Origin of the sequence: Streptomyces radiopugnans (assembly GCF_900110735.1) — a bacterium.
In the GTDB taxonomy this organism is placed as follows: domain Bacteria; phylum Actinomycetota; class Actinomycetes; order Streptomycetales; family Streptomycetaceae; genus Streptomyces; species Streptomyces radiopugnans.
Genome location: NZ_FOET01000003.1, coordinates 1 through 14,757 on the forward strand (window position 1 = coordinate 1; position 14,757 = coordinate 14,757).

The following is a 14,757-nucleotide window of genomic DNA, read 5'->3' on the forward strand; positions in this document are numbered from 1 at the left end:
CGGCACCGGCGCCGCCGGCGGCCTGCTGGCCCTGGGCGTCGGCGTACAGGGCCTGGCCCAGCTTCTGGCTGGTGGCCGCGACCTTCTCGGAGGCCTCACGGATGGCGGCGGTGCTGTCGCCCTCGGCGGACTCGCCCTTGAGCTTCTCCTTCAGCTCCGCCACCGACGCCTCGACCTCGCTCTTCACCTCACCGGGCACCTTGTCCTCGTTGTCCTTGAGGAACTTCTCGGTGGTGTACACCAGCTGCTCGGCCTGGTTGCGGGTCTCGGCCGCCTCACGGCGGCGGTGGTCCTCCTCCGCGTACTGCTCGGCCTCCCGCATCATCCGCTCGATGTCGTCCTTGGGCAGCGCCGAACCGCCGGTGACGGTCATCCGCTGCTCCTTGCCGGTGCCCAGGTCCTTGGCGGACACGTGCATGATGCCGTTGGCGTCGATGTCGAAGGTGACCTCGATCTGCGGCACCCCGCGCGGCGCCGGCGGCAGCCCGGTCAGCTCGAACATGCCCAGCTTCTTGTTGTACGCGGCGATCTCCCGCTCGCCCTGGTACACCTGGATCTGCACGCTGGGCTGGTTGTCCTCGGCGGTGGTGAAGATCTCCGAGCGCTTGGTCGGGATCGTGGTGTTGCGCTCGATCAGCTTGGTCATGATGCCGCCCTTGGTCTCGATCCCCAGGGACAGCGGGGTGACGTCCAGCAGCAGGACGTCCTTGACCTCGCCCTTGAGCACACCGGCCTGCAGCGAGGCGCCGATGGCCACCACCTCGTCCGGGTTGACGCCCTTGTTCGCCTCCTTGCCGCCGGTCAGCTCCTTGACGAGCTCGGCGACGGCCGGCATACGGGTCGAGCCGCCGACCAGGACGACGTGGTCGATCTCGGAGAGCTGGATGCCCGCGTCCTTGATCACGTTGTGGAACGGGATCTTGCAGCGCTCCAGCAGGTCGGCGGTGAGCTGCTGGAACTGGGCCCGGGTGAGCTTCTCGTCCAGGTGCAGCGGGCCCTCGGCCGACGCGGTGATGTAGGGCAGGTTGATGGTGGTCTCGGTCGAGCTGGAGAGCTCGATCTTCGCCTTCTCCGCCGCCTCGCGCAGCCGCTGGAGGGCCATCTTGTCCTTGGACAGGTCCACGCCGTGGCCGGACTGGAACTGCTTGACCAGGTAGTCGACGATCCGCTGGTCCCAGTCGTCGCCGCCGAGCTGGTTGTCGCCGTTGGTGGCCTTCACCTCCACGACGCCGTCGCCGATCTCCAGCAGCGAGACGTCGAAGGTGCCGCCGCCGAGGTCGAAGACCAGGATCGTCTGGTCGTCCTTCTCCAGGCCGTAGGCCAGGGCGGCCGCGGTCGGCTCGTTGACGATGCGCAGGACGTTCAGGCCCGCGATCTCGCCGGCCTCCTTGGTGGCCTGGCGCTCGTGGTCGTTGAAGTAGGCGGGGACGGTGATCACCGCGTCGGTGACCTTCTCGCCCAGGTACGCCTCGGCGTCCCGCTTCAGCTTCTGCAGCACGAAGGCGCTGATCTGCTGGGGGTTGAAGTCCTTGCCGTCCAGGTTGATCTTCCAGTCGGTGCCCATGTGGCGCTTGACCGAACGGATCGTCCTGTCGACGTTGGTGACGGCCTGGCGCTTGGCGACCTCACCTACGAGAACCTCGCCGTTCTTGGCGAAGGCGACGACGGACGGCGTGGTCCTGGCGCCCTCGGCATTGGTGATGACGGTGGGCTCACCGCCCTCGAGAACACTGACGACGGAGTTCGTCGTACCCAGGTCGATGCCGACCGCTCGTGCCATTTCGGGTTCCTCCAGCTCATACCTTGAGTAGATCTGGCTCAAGAGTGCAGCAGGAGGGAGGGCAACGTCAAGAGACCTGAGCCGCGCCGACTCAACTCTCCTCCGGCGGGCCAACTCATGCCCCAGCGCTCCCGTCTCAACTGCCCGCGGAACGCCGGTCGTCGGGAATCGTCCGCAGAACAGGACGCCCGCCGGGGCCGTCACGGCTCCCGGACGGGGCAGCCTTCCCCGTGCCGCCCGGTCCATCCGGCCCTCCGCGCTCTTTCTCCCCCGGTTCCCGTACGCCCGCCGCCTCCCTCGTCACCGTCTCCCCGTTCACCGACTCCCCGGCCCCCGAGAACTCGACGGCGACGACCGCCGCGTCGTCCCGCAGCCTCCCGCCGGTGTGCCGGGCGACCGCATCCAGCAGTTCGTCCGGCAACCGTTCGGTGGGCACCCCGCGCAGTTCCTCCAGCGTCTCGGCGAGCGGGAAGAAGCGCCCCCTTCCGTCGCGCGCCTCGTCGATGCCGTCGGTGTGGAGCAGCAACCGGTCCCCGGGGCTCCACCGGGTGTGGACGGTCAGACCGCAGTCGTCGTCCCACCCGACCGTGAACCCGTGCACCAGCCCCAGCGGCGGCAGCGGCTCGACCGGCAGCGGCGCGCAGCCCTCGGCGGTGAGCAGCAGCGGCGGCGGATGCCCCAGGTCGACGACGCGCAGCCGCCCGTTCTGGACCTCCACCAGCGCGGCGGTGACGAACAGCTCGTCCGCCTCCGCCTCCGCGTCCGGGCCGTCACCGGCGGCCGCCTCCCGCGCACACCGCGCCACCGCGCGCGAGCAGCGGCCGGCCACGGTCGTCAGCGCGGACTCGTACTGGGCCGCCTCCCGGAAGGCGCCCAGCACCGCGGCCGCCGTACGGATCGCGGGCAGGCCCTTGCCGCGCACATCGCCGATGATCAGCCGGGTGCGGTCCGGAAGGACCACGACCTCGTACAGATCGCCGCCGATCAGCGTGTCGGACTCGGCGGCGCTGTACCTGGCCGCCAGGCGCAGCCCGCCCGCACGGCGCGGCACCGGGGAGAGGAGGGCGAGCTGGGCGGCCTCGGCGACCTGCCTGATCCGGACGAGCTGCCCCTCGCGCCGCCGCCGGGCCACGGCCGCCACCAGGCCGGCGGCGCTCACCACCGCCAGCGAGACCAGTGCGGTCGCGGAGGCGTCCGAACCGGCCGCGGCCGGTTCGAAGGACGTGGCCAGCCCGATGGCCAGGGCGGCGGCGGAGACGGCGAGCACGTCGCGGGGGCGTCCGCGGACCGCGGCGAGCGCGGGCGCCGGGGTGAGCAGGGAGCCGACGTGTGTGACACGCCCCTGGATCCCGTCGGTGACCTCGACGACGACGACCGCCAGGACGAGCAGCCAGGGGAGGAGCAGCCAGATCCACAGCCGCCCCCACAGGCGCTCCCACAAACGCTCCCACAGGCGCTCCCGGAGCCTCGCGGTGGACCGCGCGAGCCCCGCGCGCGGAGTGCGGCGGCGCATATGGGGACTTCCTCCCGGCCACGGGAAACGAACGCATCCCTTTTTGCCGCATTCGACACCGATTCGGCGGATGAGGTCCGGGAGATCTATAGGATGGATCCACTCTTCCGTTCCCGGGCCCTCCGCGAGGCCCCGCGGCCACCCCTCGGGCAAGGGCCGCCTCAGCGACGCAGATCACCGCACGAGTGGCTACAGACGGCCTCCGTTAGTGGGTAGTCTCGAACAGATCGGATAAGTTACCGCTTAGTAAGCTTGCAGCCGCAGGCACCGCCCCCGCAGGTTCGAGGAGCCGCCATGCAACTCGCCGCGATCGTCGTCTCGCTGGTACTCACCGCGGTCGGCGTAGCGCTCTTGGCACGCGCCGTCGCGCAGATCTACCGCTTCGTCAAGCTCGGCCAACCGGTCCCGGCGGGCACACGCACGGACGACCCCAAGCAGCGCACCATCACCCTGGCCAAGGAGTTCCTCGGCCACACCCGGATGAACCGCTGGGGCATCGTCGGCGTCGCGCACTGGTTCGTGGCGATCGGCTTCCTCACCCTCGGCCTGACGATCATCACCGCGTACGGCCAGCTCTTCCAGGCCGACTGGGTGCTGCCCGTCCTCGGCGGCTTCCTGCCGTACGAGATGTACATCGAGTTCATCGCCCTGATGACCACGGTGGGCATCCTCACCCTGATGGTGATCCGGCTGCTCAACCTGCCCACCCGCCCGGGCCGCAAGTCGCGCTTCGCCGGCTCGACCGCCTGGCAGGCCTACTTCGTCGAGTACGTCATCCTGATCATCGGCCTCGCCATCCTCGTCCTGCGCGGCCTGGAGGGCGCGCTGCACGGCGTGGACGGCTACGAGGCCGCGTACTTCGCCTCGTACCCGCTGGTGGCCGCCTTCGACGGGCTGAGCACGGGCACCCTGCAGAACCTCGTCTACCTCACCGCCATGGTGAAGCTCGGCACGACGATGATCTGGATGATCACCGTCAGCCTCAACACCGACATGGGCATCGCCTGGCACCGCTTCCTGGCGTTCCCCAACATCTGGTTCAAGCGCGAGTCCAACGGCGAGGTCGCCCTCGGCCCGCTCCAGCCGATGACCTCGGGTGGCAAGCCGATCGACTTCGAGGACCCGGGCGAGGACGACACCTTCGGCGTCTCCCAGGTCGAGCAGTTCTCCTGGAAGGGCATCCTCGACTTCTCCACCTGCACCGAGTGCGGCCGCTGCCAGTCGCAGTGCCCCGCCTGGAACACCGGCAAGCCGCTGTCGCCCAAGCTGCTGATCATGTCGCTGCGCGACCACGCGCACGCCAAGGCCCCCTACCTGCTGGCCGGCGGCGGCAAGACCATGGAGGGCGAGGAGAAGGCCACCGAGGAGCAGCTCAGGGACGTTCCCGCCGCGGCCCTGGCCGAGGCCGAGCGCCCGCTGGTCGGGACGCTGGAGGAGAACGGCGTCATCGACCCGGACGTGCTGTGGTCCTGCACCACCTGCGGCGCCTGCGTCGAGCAGTGCCCCGTCGACATCGAGCACGTCGACCACATCGTCGACATGCGCCGCTACCAGGTGATGATCGAGTCCGCGTTCCCGTCCGAGGCGGGCACGATGCTCAAGAACCTGGAGAAGAAGGGCAACCCCTGGGGCCTGGCCAAGAAGCAGCGCCTGGAGTGGACGAAGGAGGTCGACTTCGAGGTCCCGGTCGTCGGCAAGGACATCGAGGACCTCACCGAGGTCGACTACCTGTACTGGGTCGGCTGCGCCGGCGCCCTGGAGGACCGGGCCAAGAAGACCACCAAGGCCTTCGCCGAGCTGCTGCACATCGCGGGCGTGAAGTTCGCGATCATGGGCGGCGACGAGAAGTGCAGCGGCGACTCCCCCCGCCGCCTGGGCAACGAGTTCCTCTTCCAGCAGCTCGGCGCCGAGAACGTGGCGATGCTGAACATGGCCTTCGGCGAGTCCGCCCCGGACGAGGACGGCGAGGAGGGCGTCACCGTCGAGCGGTCCAAGAAGAAGATCGTCGCGACCTGCCCGCACTGCTTCAACACGATCGCCAACGAGTACCCGCAGCTCGGCGGGCACTACGAGGTCATCCACCACACCCAGCTGCTCCAGCACCTCATCGACGAGGGCCGCCTGGTGCCGGTCACGCCGGTCGAGGGTCTGATCACCTACCACGACCCGTGCTACCTGGGCCGCCACAACAAGGTCTACACGCCGCCGCGCGAGATCATCGGCCGCGTGCCCGGCCTGCGCAACGAGGAGATGCACCGCCACAAGGAGCGGGGCTTCTGCTGCGGCGCCGGCGGTGCGCGGATGTGGATGGAGGAGCGCATCGGCAAGCGCATCAACACCGAGCGCGTGGACGAGGCGCTGTCGCTGAACCCGGACATCGTCTCCACCGCCTGCCCGTTCTGCCTGGTGATGCTGACCGACTCGGTCAACGGCAAGAAGAACGAGGGCAAGGCCAAGGAGAACGTCCAGGTCGTGGACGTCGCCCAGCTCCTGCTGGAGTCGGTCAAGACCCCGGCGGAGCCGGAGGGCCCGGCCGGTACGGAGTCGGCCCCCGAGCCCGAGCCGGCCGCGTAGCGGTCGCGCTCCGGGCGGCACGCAGCAAGACGGCGGTGGCCGGTCCCGCGGAACGCGGGGCCGGCCACCGCCGCATGTGGCGTCTTCCTGCCGTGCCGGCGCCGGCCCTTCCCTCAGTCCTCGTCGAACCACTCGTCCAGGACGGCGTCGAACTCCTCGTCCCACTCCTTCAGGACCTTCCGGGACGGCGCGTCGACGTCGGCCTCGTACCAGCGGCGGGCGGTCGTGCAGACCGACACGGAGAACCGGCGCCCGAAGCGCGGGAGGTCCGTCTCGACCGCGCCGATCTCGTCCCAGGGGAACCGGGCCTCCTCGCCGTCCAGCCGGAACACCAGCCCGAAGGGGCCGGCGGCGATCGAACCGCGGCGGTCGGACGCCTCGAAGACGGGCCCGTCCTCCGGCTCACCGGCCGCGGCCGCCCCGGAGGACGGACCGGCGCTCCCGGCGGCGTCCTCGGCCGACTCCTCCGGGACCGCTTCCCCGGACGCCTCTCCGGAGGTCTCCCCGGAAGGGGTCTCCTGCTCTGTCTGCTCCACCTCCTCGGCGGCGGCCTCCTCACCGGCCCGGTCCGGGCCCGGCGGAGTGAGGCCGGGGATGTAGGCCGGATCGGTGCCGGCTGCGGTTACGGGCGGGATGACCGGACCTCTGAGCTGTTCCACGGCGGGCAGTATGGCCGACGGACCCGTACCGGCGACAGACGGTCCCGTGCTCGGCCGGTGAAGAAATTCCCGCCTCCCGTACAACCCCGGCGCCTCCCCGGAGGTCTCCTGTGGGCCACCTCCGCGTGAATTCCTGGCCAACGCCCGGTGAAACAGGCGGATTCGGCCACATCAGTCCGGGATGCCTGGCGGCATCCTCCTCGTGCAGCAGGAGAGTTCCGAGTGCACAATCGTTTCCGCGTGGCCCTCGCGGCCGCGACCGTGGCGGCCCTGACCGGCGGCCTGATGGCCGCCACCGCCGGTTCGGCCGCCGCCGAAGGCGACCGCCCGACCGCCGACTTCAACGGCGACGGCTTCCGCGACCTCGCCGTCTCGGCCCCCTTCGCCACCGTCAACGGGCAGGCGAGGGCCGGCCAGGTCGTGGTGCTCTACGGCTCCGCCGCGGGCATCACCACCAGCTCCAAGCGGACCCTCATCAGCCAGGACAGCCCCGGGGTGCCCGGCGCGTCCGAGACCGGCGACGGCTTCGGCCACGACACCACCGCGGCCGACTTCAACAACGACGGCTTCACCGACCTCGCCGTCGGCACCCCGCGCGAGAAGGTCGGCGACGACGTCAACGGCGGCACGGTGCAGATCATCTGGGGCTCCGCCTCGGGCCTGTACGGGGGCACCACCGTCCCCGACCCCTCGCCGGGTTCCCACGACCGCTTCGGCTACGTGCTGGACGCCGCCGACTACGACGGCGACGACCTGGCCGACCTGGCCGTCGGCACCAGCTCCTCCTACGTCCGCGTCTTCCGCGGCGGCTTCGGCAAGGGCAAGGGGGAGTACGGCGGCGCCTACGGTGTCCGCCCCGCCATCCTCAGCGGGGCGGACACCGGCCCGATGAACCTCCACTCCGGCGACGTCAACGGCGACGACATCGCCGATCTGGTCGTGGACGGTTACGAGAGGGACGCAGCCGACGGCGGCGACTACCACTGGAACGCCAACTACTACGTCCCCGGCTCCGCCTCCGGCCTGACCGCGAGCGGCCAGCAGAAGCTCCCCGCCGGTCTGATCACCGACATCGGCGACGTCAACAGCGACGGCTTCGGCGACATCGTCATCGGCATGGACTTCGATGCGGACTCCGGCGTCCCCGGCAGCCGCACCGGCGGCCTGGTCAACGTCCTCCACGGCTCCCCTTCCGGCCCGAGCGGCGCCCGCCAGTCCTTCACCCAGGACTCCCCCGGCGTCCCCGGCGGCTCGGAGCGGTACGACGGCTTCGGCGCCGAACTGGACCTGGGCGACGTCAACGGCGACGGCCACCTCGACCTCGCCGTCGGCACACCCGGCGAGTCCCTGGGCGAGGCGAAGTACACCGGCGCGGTCGTCGTCCTGTACGGCGCGGCGGACGGCTCCGGCCTCACCGGCGCCGGCTCCCAGCTCATCCACCAGGACTCCCCCGGCGTCCCCGGCGGCAACGAGACCGAGGACCAGTTCGGCAGCGACGTCCACCTCGCCGACATGAACGACGACGGCCTGGCGGACCTGACGGTCGGCGCCCTGGGCGAGAACAACGGCAACGGCGCGGTCACCGCGCTCCGTTCCGACGGGACGCAGATCGCCGGCGGCGGCTACTTCCTCTCCGTCAGCAGGGTGGGCGTCTCCTCGGCCGGCACCCCGCTGTTCGGCATCAACTTCGCCGGCTGACGCCTTCCGCACCGCATCCACAACCGCTTCCGCACACACGCCCCGTGGGGCCCGGCCCGCCGGCCGGGCCCCACGGGGCGTCCCGTGTCCGCTCCCCCGAGCGTCCCCGGGCCCGCCCTCGCGGCGCCGCCCTGCGGACAGCCCCACCCCCGCCCCGGGGCCTCCCCTACGGGGGTCCCCCAGGGGATGTCACAGCTCGGCGGCAATGCGCGCCCCTCCGCCCGGACCGCGGCACCACGTCCGGCGGAACACGGTACGTTCGAAGGCGTGGCTGGATTCAGGATGGGACACGGCCGGGATCCCCGGAACGCACGACAGCAAGGGCACCGCCCCCCGCAGCAGGCTCCCGGCACGTACGGGCAGCCGCCGTACGCGCCTCCCGCGCAGCCGGGGCAGCAGCCCGTACAGCCCGGTCAGCCCGGGCACACCCTGTGGCGCCAGGGCGGCGGGGGGCACGGCGAGCCGGAGTACTTCGGCGACCCGGGCCACGGCGGCCACCACCCCGGGCACGGCGGACGCGGCGGCCATGTGCGCCCGGCCTCGCACGATCCCGCCAACAACCCCGGGCACACCCAGATGTTCAGCTTCGGCGAGGCCCCCGACCACGGCCACGCCCCGCAGCAGGGACACCCGGCCGGCGACGGCTACACCGCCGGCGGCACCTACGCGGCGGGGCAGCCGCCCGTGGCGCCCTCCGGCCCGCGGCTGCACTGGAAGCGACTGCTGAGCGGCATCGTGCTGCGCCCCGACGCCACCTTCTGGCAGATGCGCGACCACTCGGTGTGGGGCCCGGCGCTCATCGTCACCTTCGTCTACGGCCTGCTCGCCGTCTTCGGCTTCGACCAGGCCCGCGAGGACGCGATCAACTCCACGCTCTCCAGCGCGATCCCGTTCGTGCTGATCACCGGCGTGGCCGTGGTCGTCTCCGCCCTGCTGATGGGCGTGGTCACCCACACCATGGCCCGCCAGCTCGGCGGCGAGGGCCTGTGGGCCCCGACGGTCGGCCTGTCCATGCTGATCATGTCGATCACGGACGCCCCGCGACTGCTGCTGGCGATGTTCCTGGGCGGCAGCGCCACGGTGGTCCAGGTCGTCGGCTGGATCACCCTGCTCGCGGCGGGCGCGCTGCTCACCTCGATGGTCCGCCGCTCGCACGACCTGCCCTGGCCGAAGGCGCTGGGCGCCTCCGCGATCCAACTGGTCGCGCTGCTGGCGCTGTTCAAGCTCGGCACGCTGTAGGGCGCGGCGGGTACGGCCCGCATGCGGAGGGGCCCGCGCACCGGCGCGGGCCCCTCCGCATGTCAGGAGTCGAGGACCTGCCCCTCCCGCCGCACGACCGGCGGTTCCACGCTCCACGGGAAGTTGATCCAGCGGTCGGTGTGCTTCCACACGTACTCGCACTTCACCAGCGACCGGGGCTTCTCGTAGACCACCGCGGACCGCACCTCGGCCACATGCTCGGCGCAGAAGTCGTGCACCAGCTTGAGCGTCCTGCCGCTGTCGGCGACGTCATCGGCGACCAGGACCCTCTTCTCGCTCAGGTCGACGACGTTGGGCACCGGCGGCAGCATGACCGGCATCTCCAGCGTCGTGCCGACGCCGGTGTAGAACTCCACGTTCATCACGTGCAGGTTCTTCACGTCCAGCGCGTAGCCGAGCCCTCCGGCGACGAACAGCCCGCCGCGCGCGATGGACAGGATCATGTCCGGCTCGTAGCCGTCGTCCGCGACGGCCTGCGCCAGCTCCCGGACCGCCTGCCCGAAAAGCTCGTAGGTCAGGTTCTCCCGCTCGTCACCCATGCGTCTCTCCTCGCTCCTCGCTCCTCGTCCCCCGCCCGGACCGCCCGGCTTCCCGGACCGCCCGCCGCTCAGACCTGCGTGCGGTGGAAGTTCAGATAGGACCGCGAGGGCGTCGGGCCGCGCTGCCCCTGGTAGCGGGAGCCGTAGCGGGCGGAGCCGTAGGGGTGCTCGGCCGGCGAGGAGAGACGGAACATGCACAGCTGCCCGATCTTCATCCCGGGCCAGAGCTTGATCGGCAGCGTCGCCACGTTCGACAGCTCCAGCGTCACGTGCCCGGAGAAGCCGGGGTCGATGAAGCCGGCCGTGGAGTGCGTCAGCAGGCCCAGCCGTCCCAGCGAGCTCTTGCCCTCCAGCCGGGAGGCGATGTCGTCGGGCAGGGTGACCACCTCGTACGTCGAGGCCAGCACGAACTCGCCCGGGTGGAGGATGAACGGCTCGTCCCCCTCCGGCTCGATCAGCCGCGTCAGGTCCGACTGCTCGACCGCGGGGTCGATGTGGGGGTAGCGGTGGTTCTCGAACACCCGGAAGAAGCGGTCCAGCCGCACGTCGATGCTGGACGGCTGCACCATCGCCGGGTCGTACGGATCGATCCTCACCCGCCCGGAGTCGACCTCGGCCCGGATGTCCTTGTCTGAGAGAAGCACGACGCCGAGCGTACAGACCGCGGGCCCGGCGCCTGCGCACCGGGCCCGCGTGCCCTCGCCCGTCACGGCCGCTCACCACGGCCGCCCCGGCACCTCGGCGTCTCAGCGCCTCACGACCTCCATGCCCGTCACGGCCTGCCGCGCCACCGGCACCGCCTGCCTCAGCCGCGCGCACCGCGGACACCGCAGCAGCCGGCCCGGGCCGATCCGGCCGCTGCCGAGGTTCTGCATCGGGAACGTCGAGGTGCTGAACACATGCCCATCGGCACACTGAACGACGGTGGACTCCATCGCCTGCCTCTCCCCACTACGTGAACGACCAAAGCCACATTAGGGGATCAATCGGCCTGCCTCGCGCCCGGCGCTCCGCTCCCACCGTACGCCCCAACTCCCCTCCCCCGCTTCCCGGAAACCCGCCCGTCACACGCCCCGGGGACACGACGAAAAGGACCCCTCGGCTGTGCGCCGGGGGCCCGGGATGGGGTACAGTGTGCGTCGATGAGCGACGTGATCGTCCGCTCCTCGCGGGTGTAGTTTAATGGTAGAACATGAGCTTCCCAAGCTCAGAGCGCGGGTTCGATTCCCGTCACCCGCTCCATGACGAAGGCCCAGGTCGGCGACCTGGGCCTTGTTCGTTGTCCGGACCGCGGGCCGTGCGAGGGTGCTCGCGGGGGACCGGGGACGACCGACGGCGGCAGGTAGGTCCCTGCTCACCGGCAGGGCTCGGAGCAGCGGAAACGCAGGCCCGGAGAGCACCGGTGAGACCCAGGGCAGGAAGACAGGTCCTGAGCGCGCCGTCGGTACTCCGAGCGCGGCAGGCATCGTCGGTGGCACCGCCTGGGGTGCGCAATACCGGCACTGGATCGAACACCCGGGGGGCGGGACATGGAGGAGCGGGAACGGTTCGCGCTGCTGCGGATCACCGGCAGGCACGGCGGCGGTGTCGTGGTCGAGTTGGACGACTCCTGCGCCCCGGGCGTCCCGGACGTGAAGGGACAGCTCATCGTCCACAACGACTTCGTGTCCGGCGTCCACGACACCTACGTGGAACCGAGAGACCTCGCCGACTGGGCGCGCGTACTGGACGAGGCCGCCGCGGGGCACGACGCCGTCTGGCGCGAAGCCGCGCGAGTCGCCGAGATCGGCATCCGCCTGGACTGGCGGGAGGACGACCACGATCGGATCACGGTCACCGTCGCGGACCGGCAGACCACCGGAGTGGCCATCTCCCTCACCATGGACCGCGGCTGGATCGACGAGCAGCGTCTCCTGCTCGAGAGGCTCCGCGCCGTCTGGGCACACCTGATCCCCGCGGATTGAGGAGCTTCGGAAGAGGCGGTACCGCAGGCGCCGACAGGCACACGAGGTCTTCGCGTGCCCCATGCGGTCGGGGGAGGCCCGCCGCACGCCTGGCAGGGCATGCGGCGGGCCGCGCGCCGCTGCCGCAGTGCGCGCACCAGTCGGTACTGCGGCCGCCCCCGGTGGAGGCGGGGCGCCCGTCGACCGCGCGGTGGCTCACCGCGCGCCGTTCCGCGCGGGTTTGCGGAGGAACAGCACGGCCGCGAGCACTCCGGCGAGCACGATGGCGGCGTTCACGGCGACGGCCACCTTCAGTCCGCCGAGGATGCCCGCGGCGCCCGTGCCGGTGATGGAGGCGGTCGCGACGGCGCTCATGATCGGCGTGCCCGTCGTGATGCCGACCTGCTGGGTCATGGTCGCCAGGCCGGTGGCGAGGCCCTGCTCGTGGTCGGGGAGCCCCGTCGTCGCGGTGATCATGAAGCCCACGATCACCAGCATGTTGCCCACGCCTCCGGCGAAGGTGGCCGCCAGCAGCAGCCACATCCACGACCGGTCGTCCCCGAGGCCGAGGAGCGCCGCGGTGGCGACGGTCTGCAGCAGGCCGCCGGCGATCAGCGTCGACCGGGTGCCGATCCGCCCGACGACCCGTGGGGCGGTGGACCCGCCGATGACCGTTCCGATGCCCAGCACGCCGAACGACAGACCGGCGGAGAGCGGGGAGAAGTCCAGGACCTTCTGGAGGTGGAGGGTCACCAGGAAGACCAGGGAGGTCTCGGTGAGGAAGGCGATCAGACCGGCGACGTTGCCCCAGGCCACGTTGCGCCGGCGCAGCACTCCCACCGGCACCAGCGGGGAGGCCGCCCTGCTCTCGACGGCGTGGAAGAGCCGCAGCAGCGCCGCGCCCACGGCGAGGGACGCCAGGGCGACGGGCGCGGTCCAGCCGTGCTCACCGGCCTGGGTGAGGCCGAATACGACGGCCAGCAGGCCGAGCGTGACGGTGACGGCGCCGGGCAGGTCCAGCTTCGGTCGGCCCTCCGGGTGCGACTCCTTGATCACCACCACCGCGGCGACCACCACGGCGGCGACCACCGGCACGTTGACGAAGAAGGCCCAGCGCCAGGAGAGGAGGTCCGTCAGCAGACCGCCGAGGATGGCGCCGGTGGTGAACCCGGCCGACATGAGCGCTCCGTTGAGCCCCAGCGCCTTGTCCCGCAGCGGCCCCTCGGGGAAGGACGTGGTCAGCAGCGACAGGCCCGCCGGCGTCACCGCGGCCGTCGCCAGACCCTGGAGGATCCGCGCCACGATGAGCAGTTCGGGCGAGGTCGCCAGACCGCCCAGCAGCGATGCCGCGCCCAGGAGCAGCAGGCCGCCCAGGAACAGCCGCCTGCGGCCGAACAGGTCCGCGATACGCCCGAAAAGCAGCGTGAAACCGGCCGCGCACAGCGCGAAGGACGTCGCGATCCACTGGAGGTTCGCCAGCTCGAAGCCCAGGCCCTCGCCGATGACCGGCAGCGCCACGTTCAGGATGGAGAAGTCCACGGCCAGCATGAACTGCGCGGCCAGCAGGATCACCAGCACCAGCCGCAGGCGGGGGGTGAGCCGTGTGGGAGGCGGTTCCTCGGCCGGTCTCACATCGGCCGTGTCGATGACGCTCATCAGGGGGTTCCCTTCTTTTCTCTCACGCGTGCTCGTCGCGGGGGAGAGCCTCGCCGGGGCGCGGCACCCCAGCCAGAACCCGCTTGAGACCAGCACCGCGCAGGGTGGTCACGACAGGACCACCCTCGGCCGCGGCGCGGGCCGCCCGGCCCGGGCATCCTGGAGACCGCAGCCGCCGACCCGAGGGGTGCCGATGAGCGCGTCGTCCGAACTGGGAGACTTCCTGAGGAGCCGTCGCGGCGACCTCCGCCCGGAGGACGTCGGTCTCCTGCGGCACACGGGCCGGCGCCGCGTACCGGGGCTGCGCCGCGAGGAGCTGGCGATGCTCGCCGGCGTCAGCGTCACCCACTACACCCGGCTGGAGCAGGGGCGGGCGACGACCGCCTCGGACTCCGTCCTGGACGCGATCGCCCGGGCGCTGCGGCTGACCGACGACGAGACCGCCCACCTGAAGGACCTGGCCCGCCCCGCGGCCCCCCGGCGCGTCCCCGCCGCCCCGCGGGCGGAGTACGCCGGCGCGTCGGCCCGGCAGCTCCTGTCCGCCATGACGGCGGTCCCCGCCCTGGTCCTGGACCGCCGCAACGACATCCTCGCCTGGAACCGGCTGGGCCACGCGCTGCTGGCCGGGCACCTGGACCCGAAGGGACCGGACAACCCGAGCGCCCGTCCCAACCTCACCCGACTGCTCTTCCTCGACGAGCACTTCCGCACCCTGTACGCCGACTGGAACAAGGAGGCCCAGCTCGCGGTCGCCTCGCTGCGCCTGGTGGCCGGGCGCCACCCCGACGACCGCCGGCTGGCCGAACTCGTCGGGCACCTCGCGATGCGGAGCCCCGACTTCGCCTCCCGGTGGGCCAGGCACCCGGTGCGCACCTGCACCTCGGGCGTCAAGCACTTCCGCCACCCCGTGGTCGGCGCCATGGAACTCGCCTTCGAGAACCTCCACATCCCCGGCGGCTCGGGGCAGCGCATGATCGCTTACAGCGCCGAGCCCGGCTCACCGTCCGACGCGGCCCTGCGGCTTCTGGACAGCTCCACCGCGCCCGGCACGCGAGTGCCGGAGGGCGTGGCGGAGGAGGAGCTCCGCGGCGTGTGACGGCTTCCGGCTCCCAAGGGCCCCCGGCCCGCCGTTTCA

At 71.5% G+C, this 14,757-nt stretch carries 12 protein-coding genes and 1 tRNA gene; 6 read left to right on the forward strand and 7 right to left on the reverse strand.

What is annotated here, in order from left to right; translation table 11 throughout:
• The coding region (gene dnaK, locus BMY40_RS07465) for a molecular chaperone DnaK (protein WP_107436748.1) at positions 1–1,780 on the reverse strand (1,780 nt) is incomplete at its 3' end.
• Between the two features lie 136 nt (positions 1,781–1,916).
• A complete protein-coding gene (locus BMY40_RS07470; RefSeq protein ID WP_093656860.1) occupies positions 1,917–3,293 on the reverse strand; it encodes a PP2C family protein-serine/threonine phosphatase in 1,377 nt (458 codons plus the stop codon).
• Between the two features lie 294 nt (positions 3,294–3,587).
• On the opposite strand from BMY40_RS07470, the gene BMY40_RS07475 reads away from it, so the two are divergent.
• Positions 3,588–5,867 carry a (Fe-S)-binding protein gene (locus BMY40_RS07475; protein WP_093656862.1) on the forward strand — a complete coding sequence of 760 codons (2,280 nt, stop codon included), beginning with the start codon at positions 3,588–3,590 and terminating at the stop codon, positions 5,865–5,867.
• Positions 5,868–5,980: 113 nt separating this feature from the next.
• Here the strand turns inward: BMY40_RS07475 and BMY40_RS07480 are convergent, their stop codons facing one another.
• The gene (locus BMY40_RS07480; RefSeq protein ID WP_093656864.1) at positions 5,981–6,526 is read right to left on the reverse strand and encodes a hypothetical protein; all 546 of its coding nucleotides are present in this window, start codon (positions 6,524–6,526) and stop codon (positions 5,981–5,983) included.
• Between the two features lie 222 nt (positions 6,527–6,748).
• On the opposite strand from BMY40_RS07480, the gene BMY40_RS07485 reads away from it, so the two are divergent.
• Both BMY40_RS07485 and BMY40_RS07490 read left to right on the forward strand, forming a co-directional pair.
• Entirely contained in the window at positions 6,749–8,224 is a 1,476-nt protein-coding gene (locus BMY40_RS07485; protein WP_093656866.1) for an FG-GAP-like repeat-containing protein, read from the forward strand.
• Between the two features lie 186 nt (positions 8,225–8,410).
• On the forward strand, positions 8,411–9,463 hold the full coding sequence (locus BMY40_RS07490; protein ID WP_177213915.1) for a Yip1 family protein: 1,053 nt from the start codon (positions 8,411–8,413) through the stop codon (positions 9,461–9,463).
• A gap of 62 nt (positions 9,464–9,525) precedes the next feature.
• On the opposite strand, the gene BMY40_RS07495 is transcribed toward BMY40_RS07490, so the two are convergent.
• From BMY40_RS07495 to BMY40_RS07505, 3 genes are all read right to left on the reverse strand, one after another.
• Positions 9,526–10,023, reverse strand: coding sequence for a phosphoribosyltransferase (locus tag BMY40_RS07495; RefSeq protein ID WP_093656870.1), 498 nt, complete (start codon positions 10,021–10,023; stop codon positions 9,526–9,528).
• A 68-nt stretch (positions 10,024–10,091) separates the two neighbouring features.
• On the reverse strand, positions 10,092–10,667 hold the full coding sequence (dcd, locus tag BMY40_RS07500; protein WP_093657735.1) for a dCTP deaminase: 576 nt from the start codon (positions 10,665–10,667) through the stop codon (positions 10,092–10,094).
• 102 nt (positions 10,668–10,769) lie between these two features.
• A complete protein-coding gene (locus BMY40_RS07505; protein ID WP_093656872.1) occupies positions 10,770–10,958 on the reverse strand; it encodes a hypothetical protein in 189 nt (62 codons plus the stop codon).
• A 233-nt stretch (positions 10,959–11,191) separates the two neighbouring features.
• On the opposite strand from BMY40_RS07505, the gene BMY40_RS07510 reads away from it, so the two are divergent.
• Together BMY40_RS07510 and BMY40_RS07515 are read left to right on the forward strand one after the other, a co-directional pair.
• Positions 11,192–11,265, forward strand: a tRNA-Gly gene (locus BMY40_RS07510).
• Positions 11,266–11,552: 287 nt separating this feature from the next.
• Positions 11,553–11,987 carry a DUF5959 family protein gene (locus tag BMY40_RS07515; protein WP_093656874.1) on the forward strand — a complete coding sequence of 145 codons (435 nt, stop codon included), beginning with the start codon at positions 11,553–11,555 and terminating at the stop codon, positions 11,985–11,987.
• A 195-nt stretch (positions 11,988–12,182) separates the two neighbouring features.
• Here BMY40_RS07515 and BMY40_RS07520 read toward each other — a convergent pair whose 3' ends face one another.
• Positions 12,183–13,622 (reverse strand): MFS transporter, encoded by a 1,440-nt coding sequence (locus BMY40_RS07520; RefSeq protein ID WP_093656876.1) that lies wholly within the window; start codon positions 13,620–13,622, stop codon positions 12,183–12,185.
• Between the two features lie 193 nt (positions 13,623–13,815).
• Between BMY40_RS07520 and BMY40_RS07525 the strand changes: the two genes are divergently transcribed.
• Complete coding sequence (locus BMY40_RS07525) at positions 13,816–14,718, forward strand: helix-turn-helix domain-containing protein (RefSeq protein WP_093656878.1); 903 nt, start codon at positions 13,816–13,818, stop codon at positions 14,716–14,718.
• Positions 14,719–14,757: the final 39 nt, after the last annotated feature.

Excerpts from the sequence above, each read along its gene's own strand:
- BMY40_RS07470 (WP_093656860.1), bottom strand. The coding sequence starts at position 3,293 with ATGCGCCGCCGCACTCCGCGCGCGGGGCTCGCGCGGTCCACCGCGAGG.
- BMY40_RS07475 (WP_093656862.1), top strand. The coding sequence starts at position 3,588 with ATGCAACTCGCCGCGATCGTCGTCTCGCTGGTACTCACCGCGGTCGGC.
- BMY40_RS07490 (WP_177213915.1), top strand. The coding sequence starts at position 8,411 with ATGTCACAGCTCGGCGGCAATGCGCGCCCCTCCGCCCGGACCGCGGCA.
- BMY40_RS07495 (WP_093656870.1), bottom strand. The coding sequence starts at position 10,023 with ATGGGTGACGAGCGGGAGAACCTGACCTACGAGCTTTTCGGGCAGGCG.
- BMY40_RS07505 (WP_093656872.1), bottom strand. The coding sequence starts at position 10,958 with ATGGAGTCCACCGTCGTTCAGTGTGCCGATGGGCATGTGTTCAGCACC.
- BMY40_RS07515 (WP_093656874.1), top strand. The coding sequence starts at position 11,553 with ATGGAGGAGCGGGAACGGTTCGCGCTGCTGCGGATCACCGGCAGGCAC.
- BMY40_RS07520 (WP_093656876.1), bottom strand. The coding sequence starts at position 13,622 with ATGAGCGTCATCGACACGGCCGATGTGAGACCGGCCGAGGAACCGCCT.
- BMY40_RS07525 (WP_093656878.1), top strand. The coding sequence starts at position 13,816 with ATGAGCGCGTCGTCCGAACTGGGAGACTTCCTGAGGAGCCGTCGCGGC.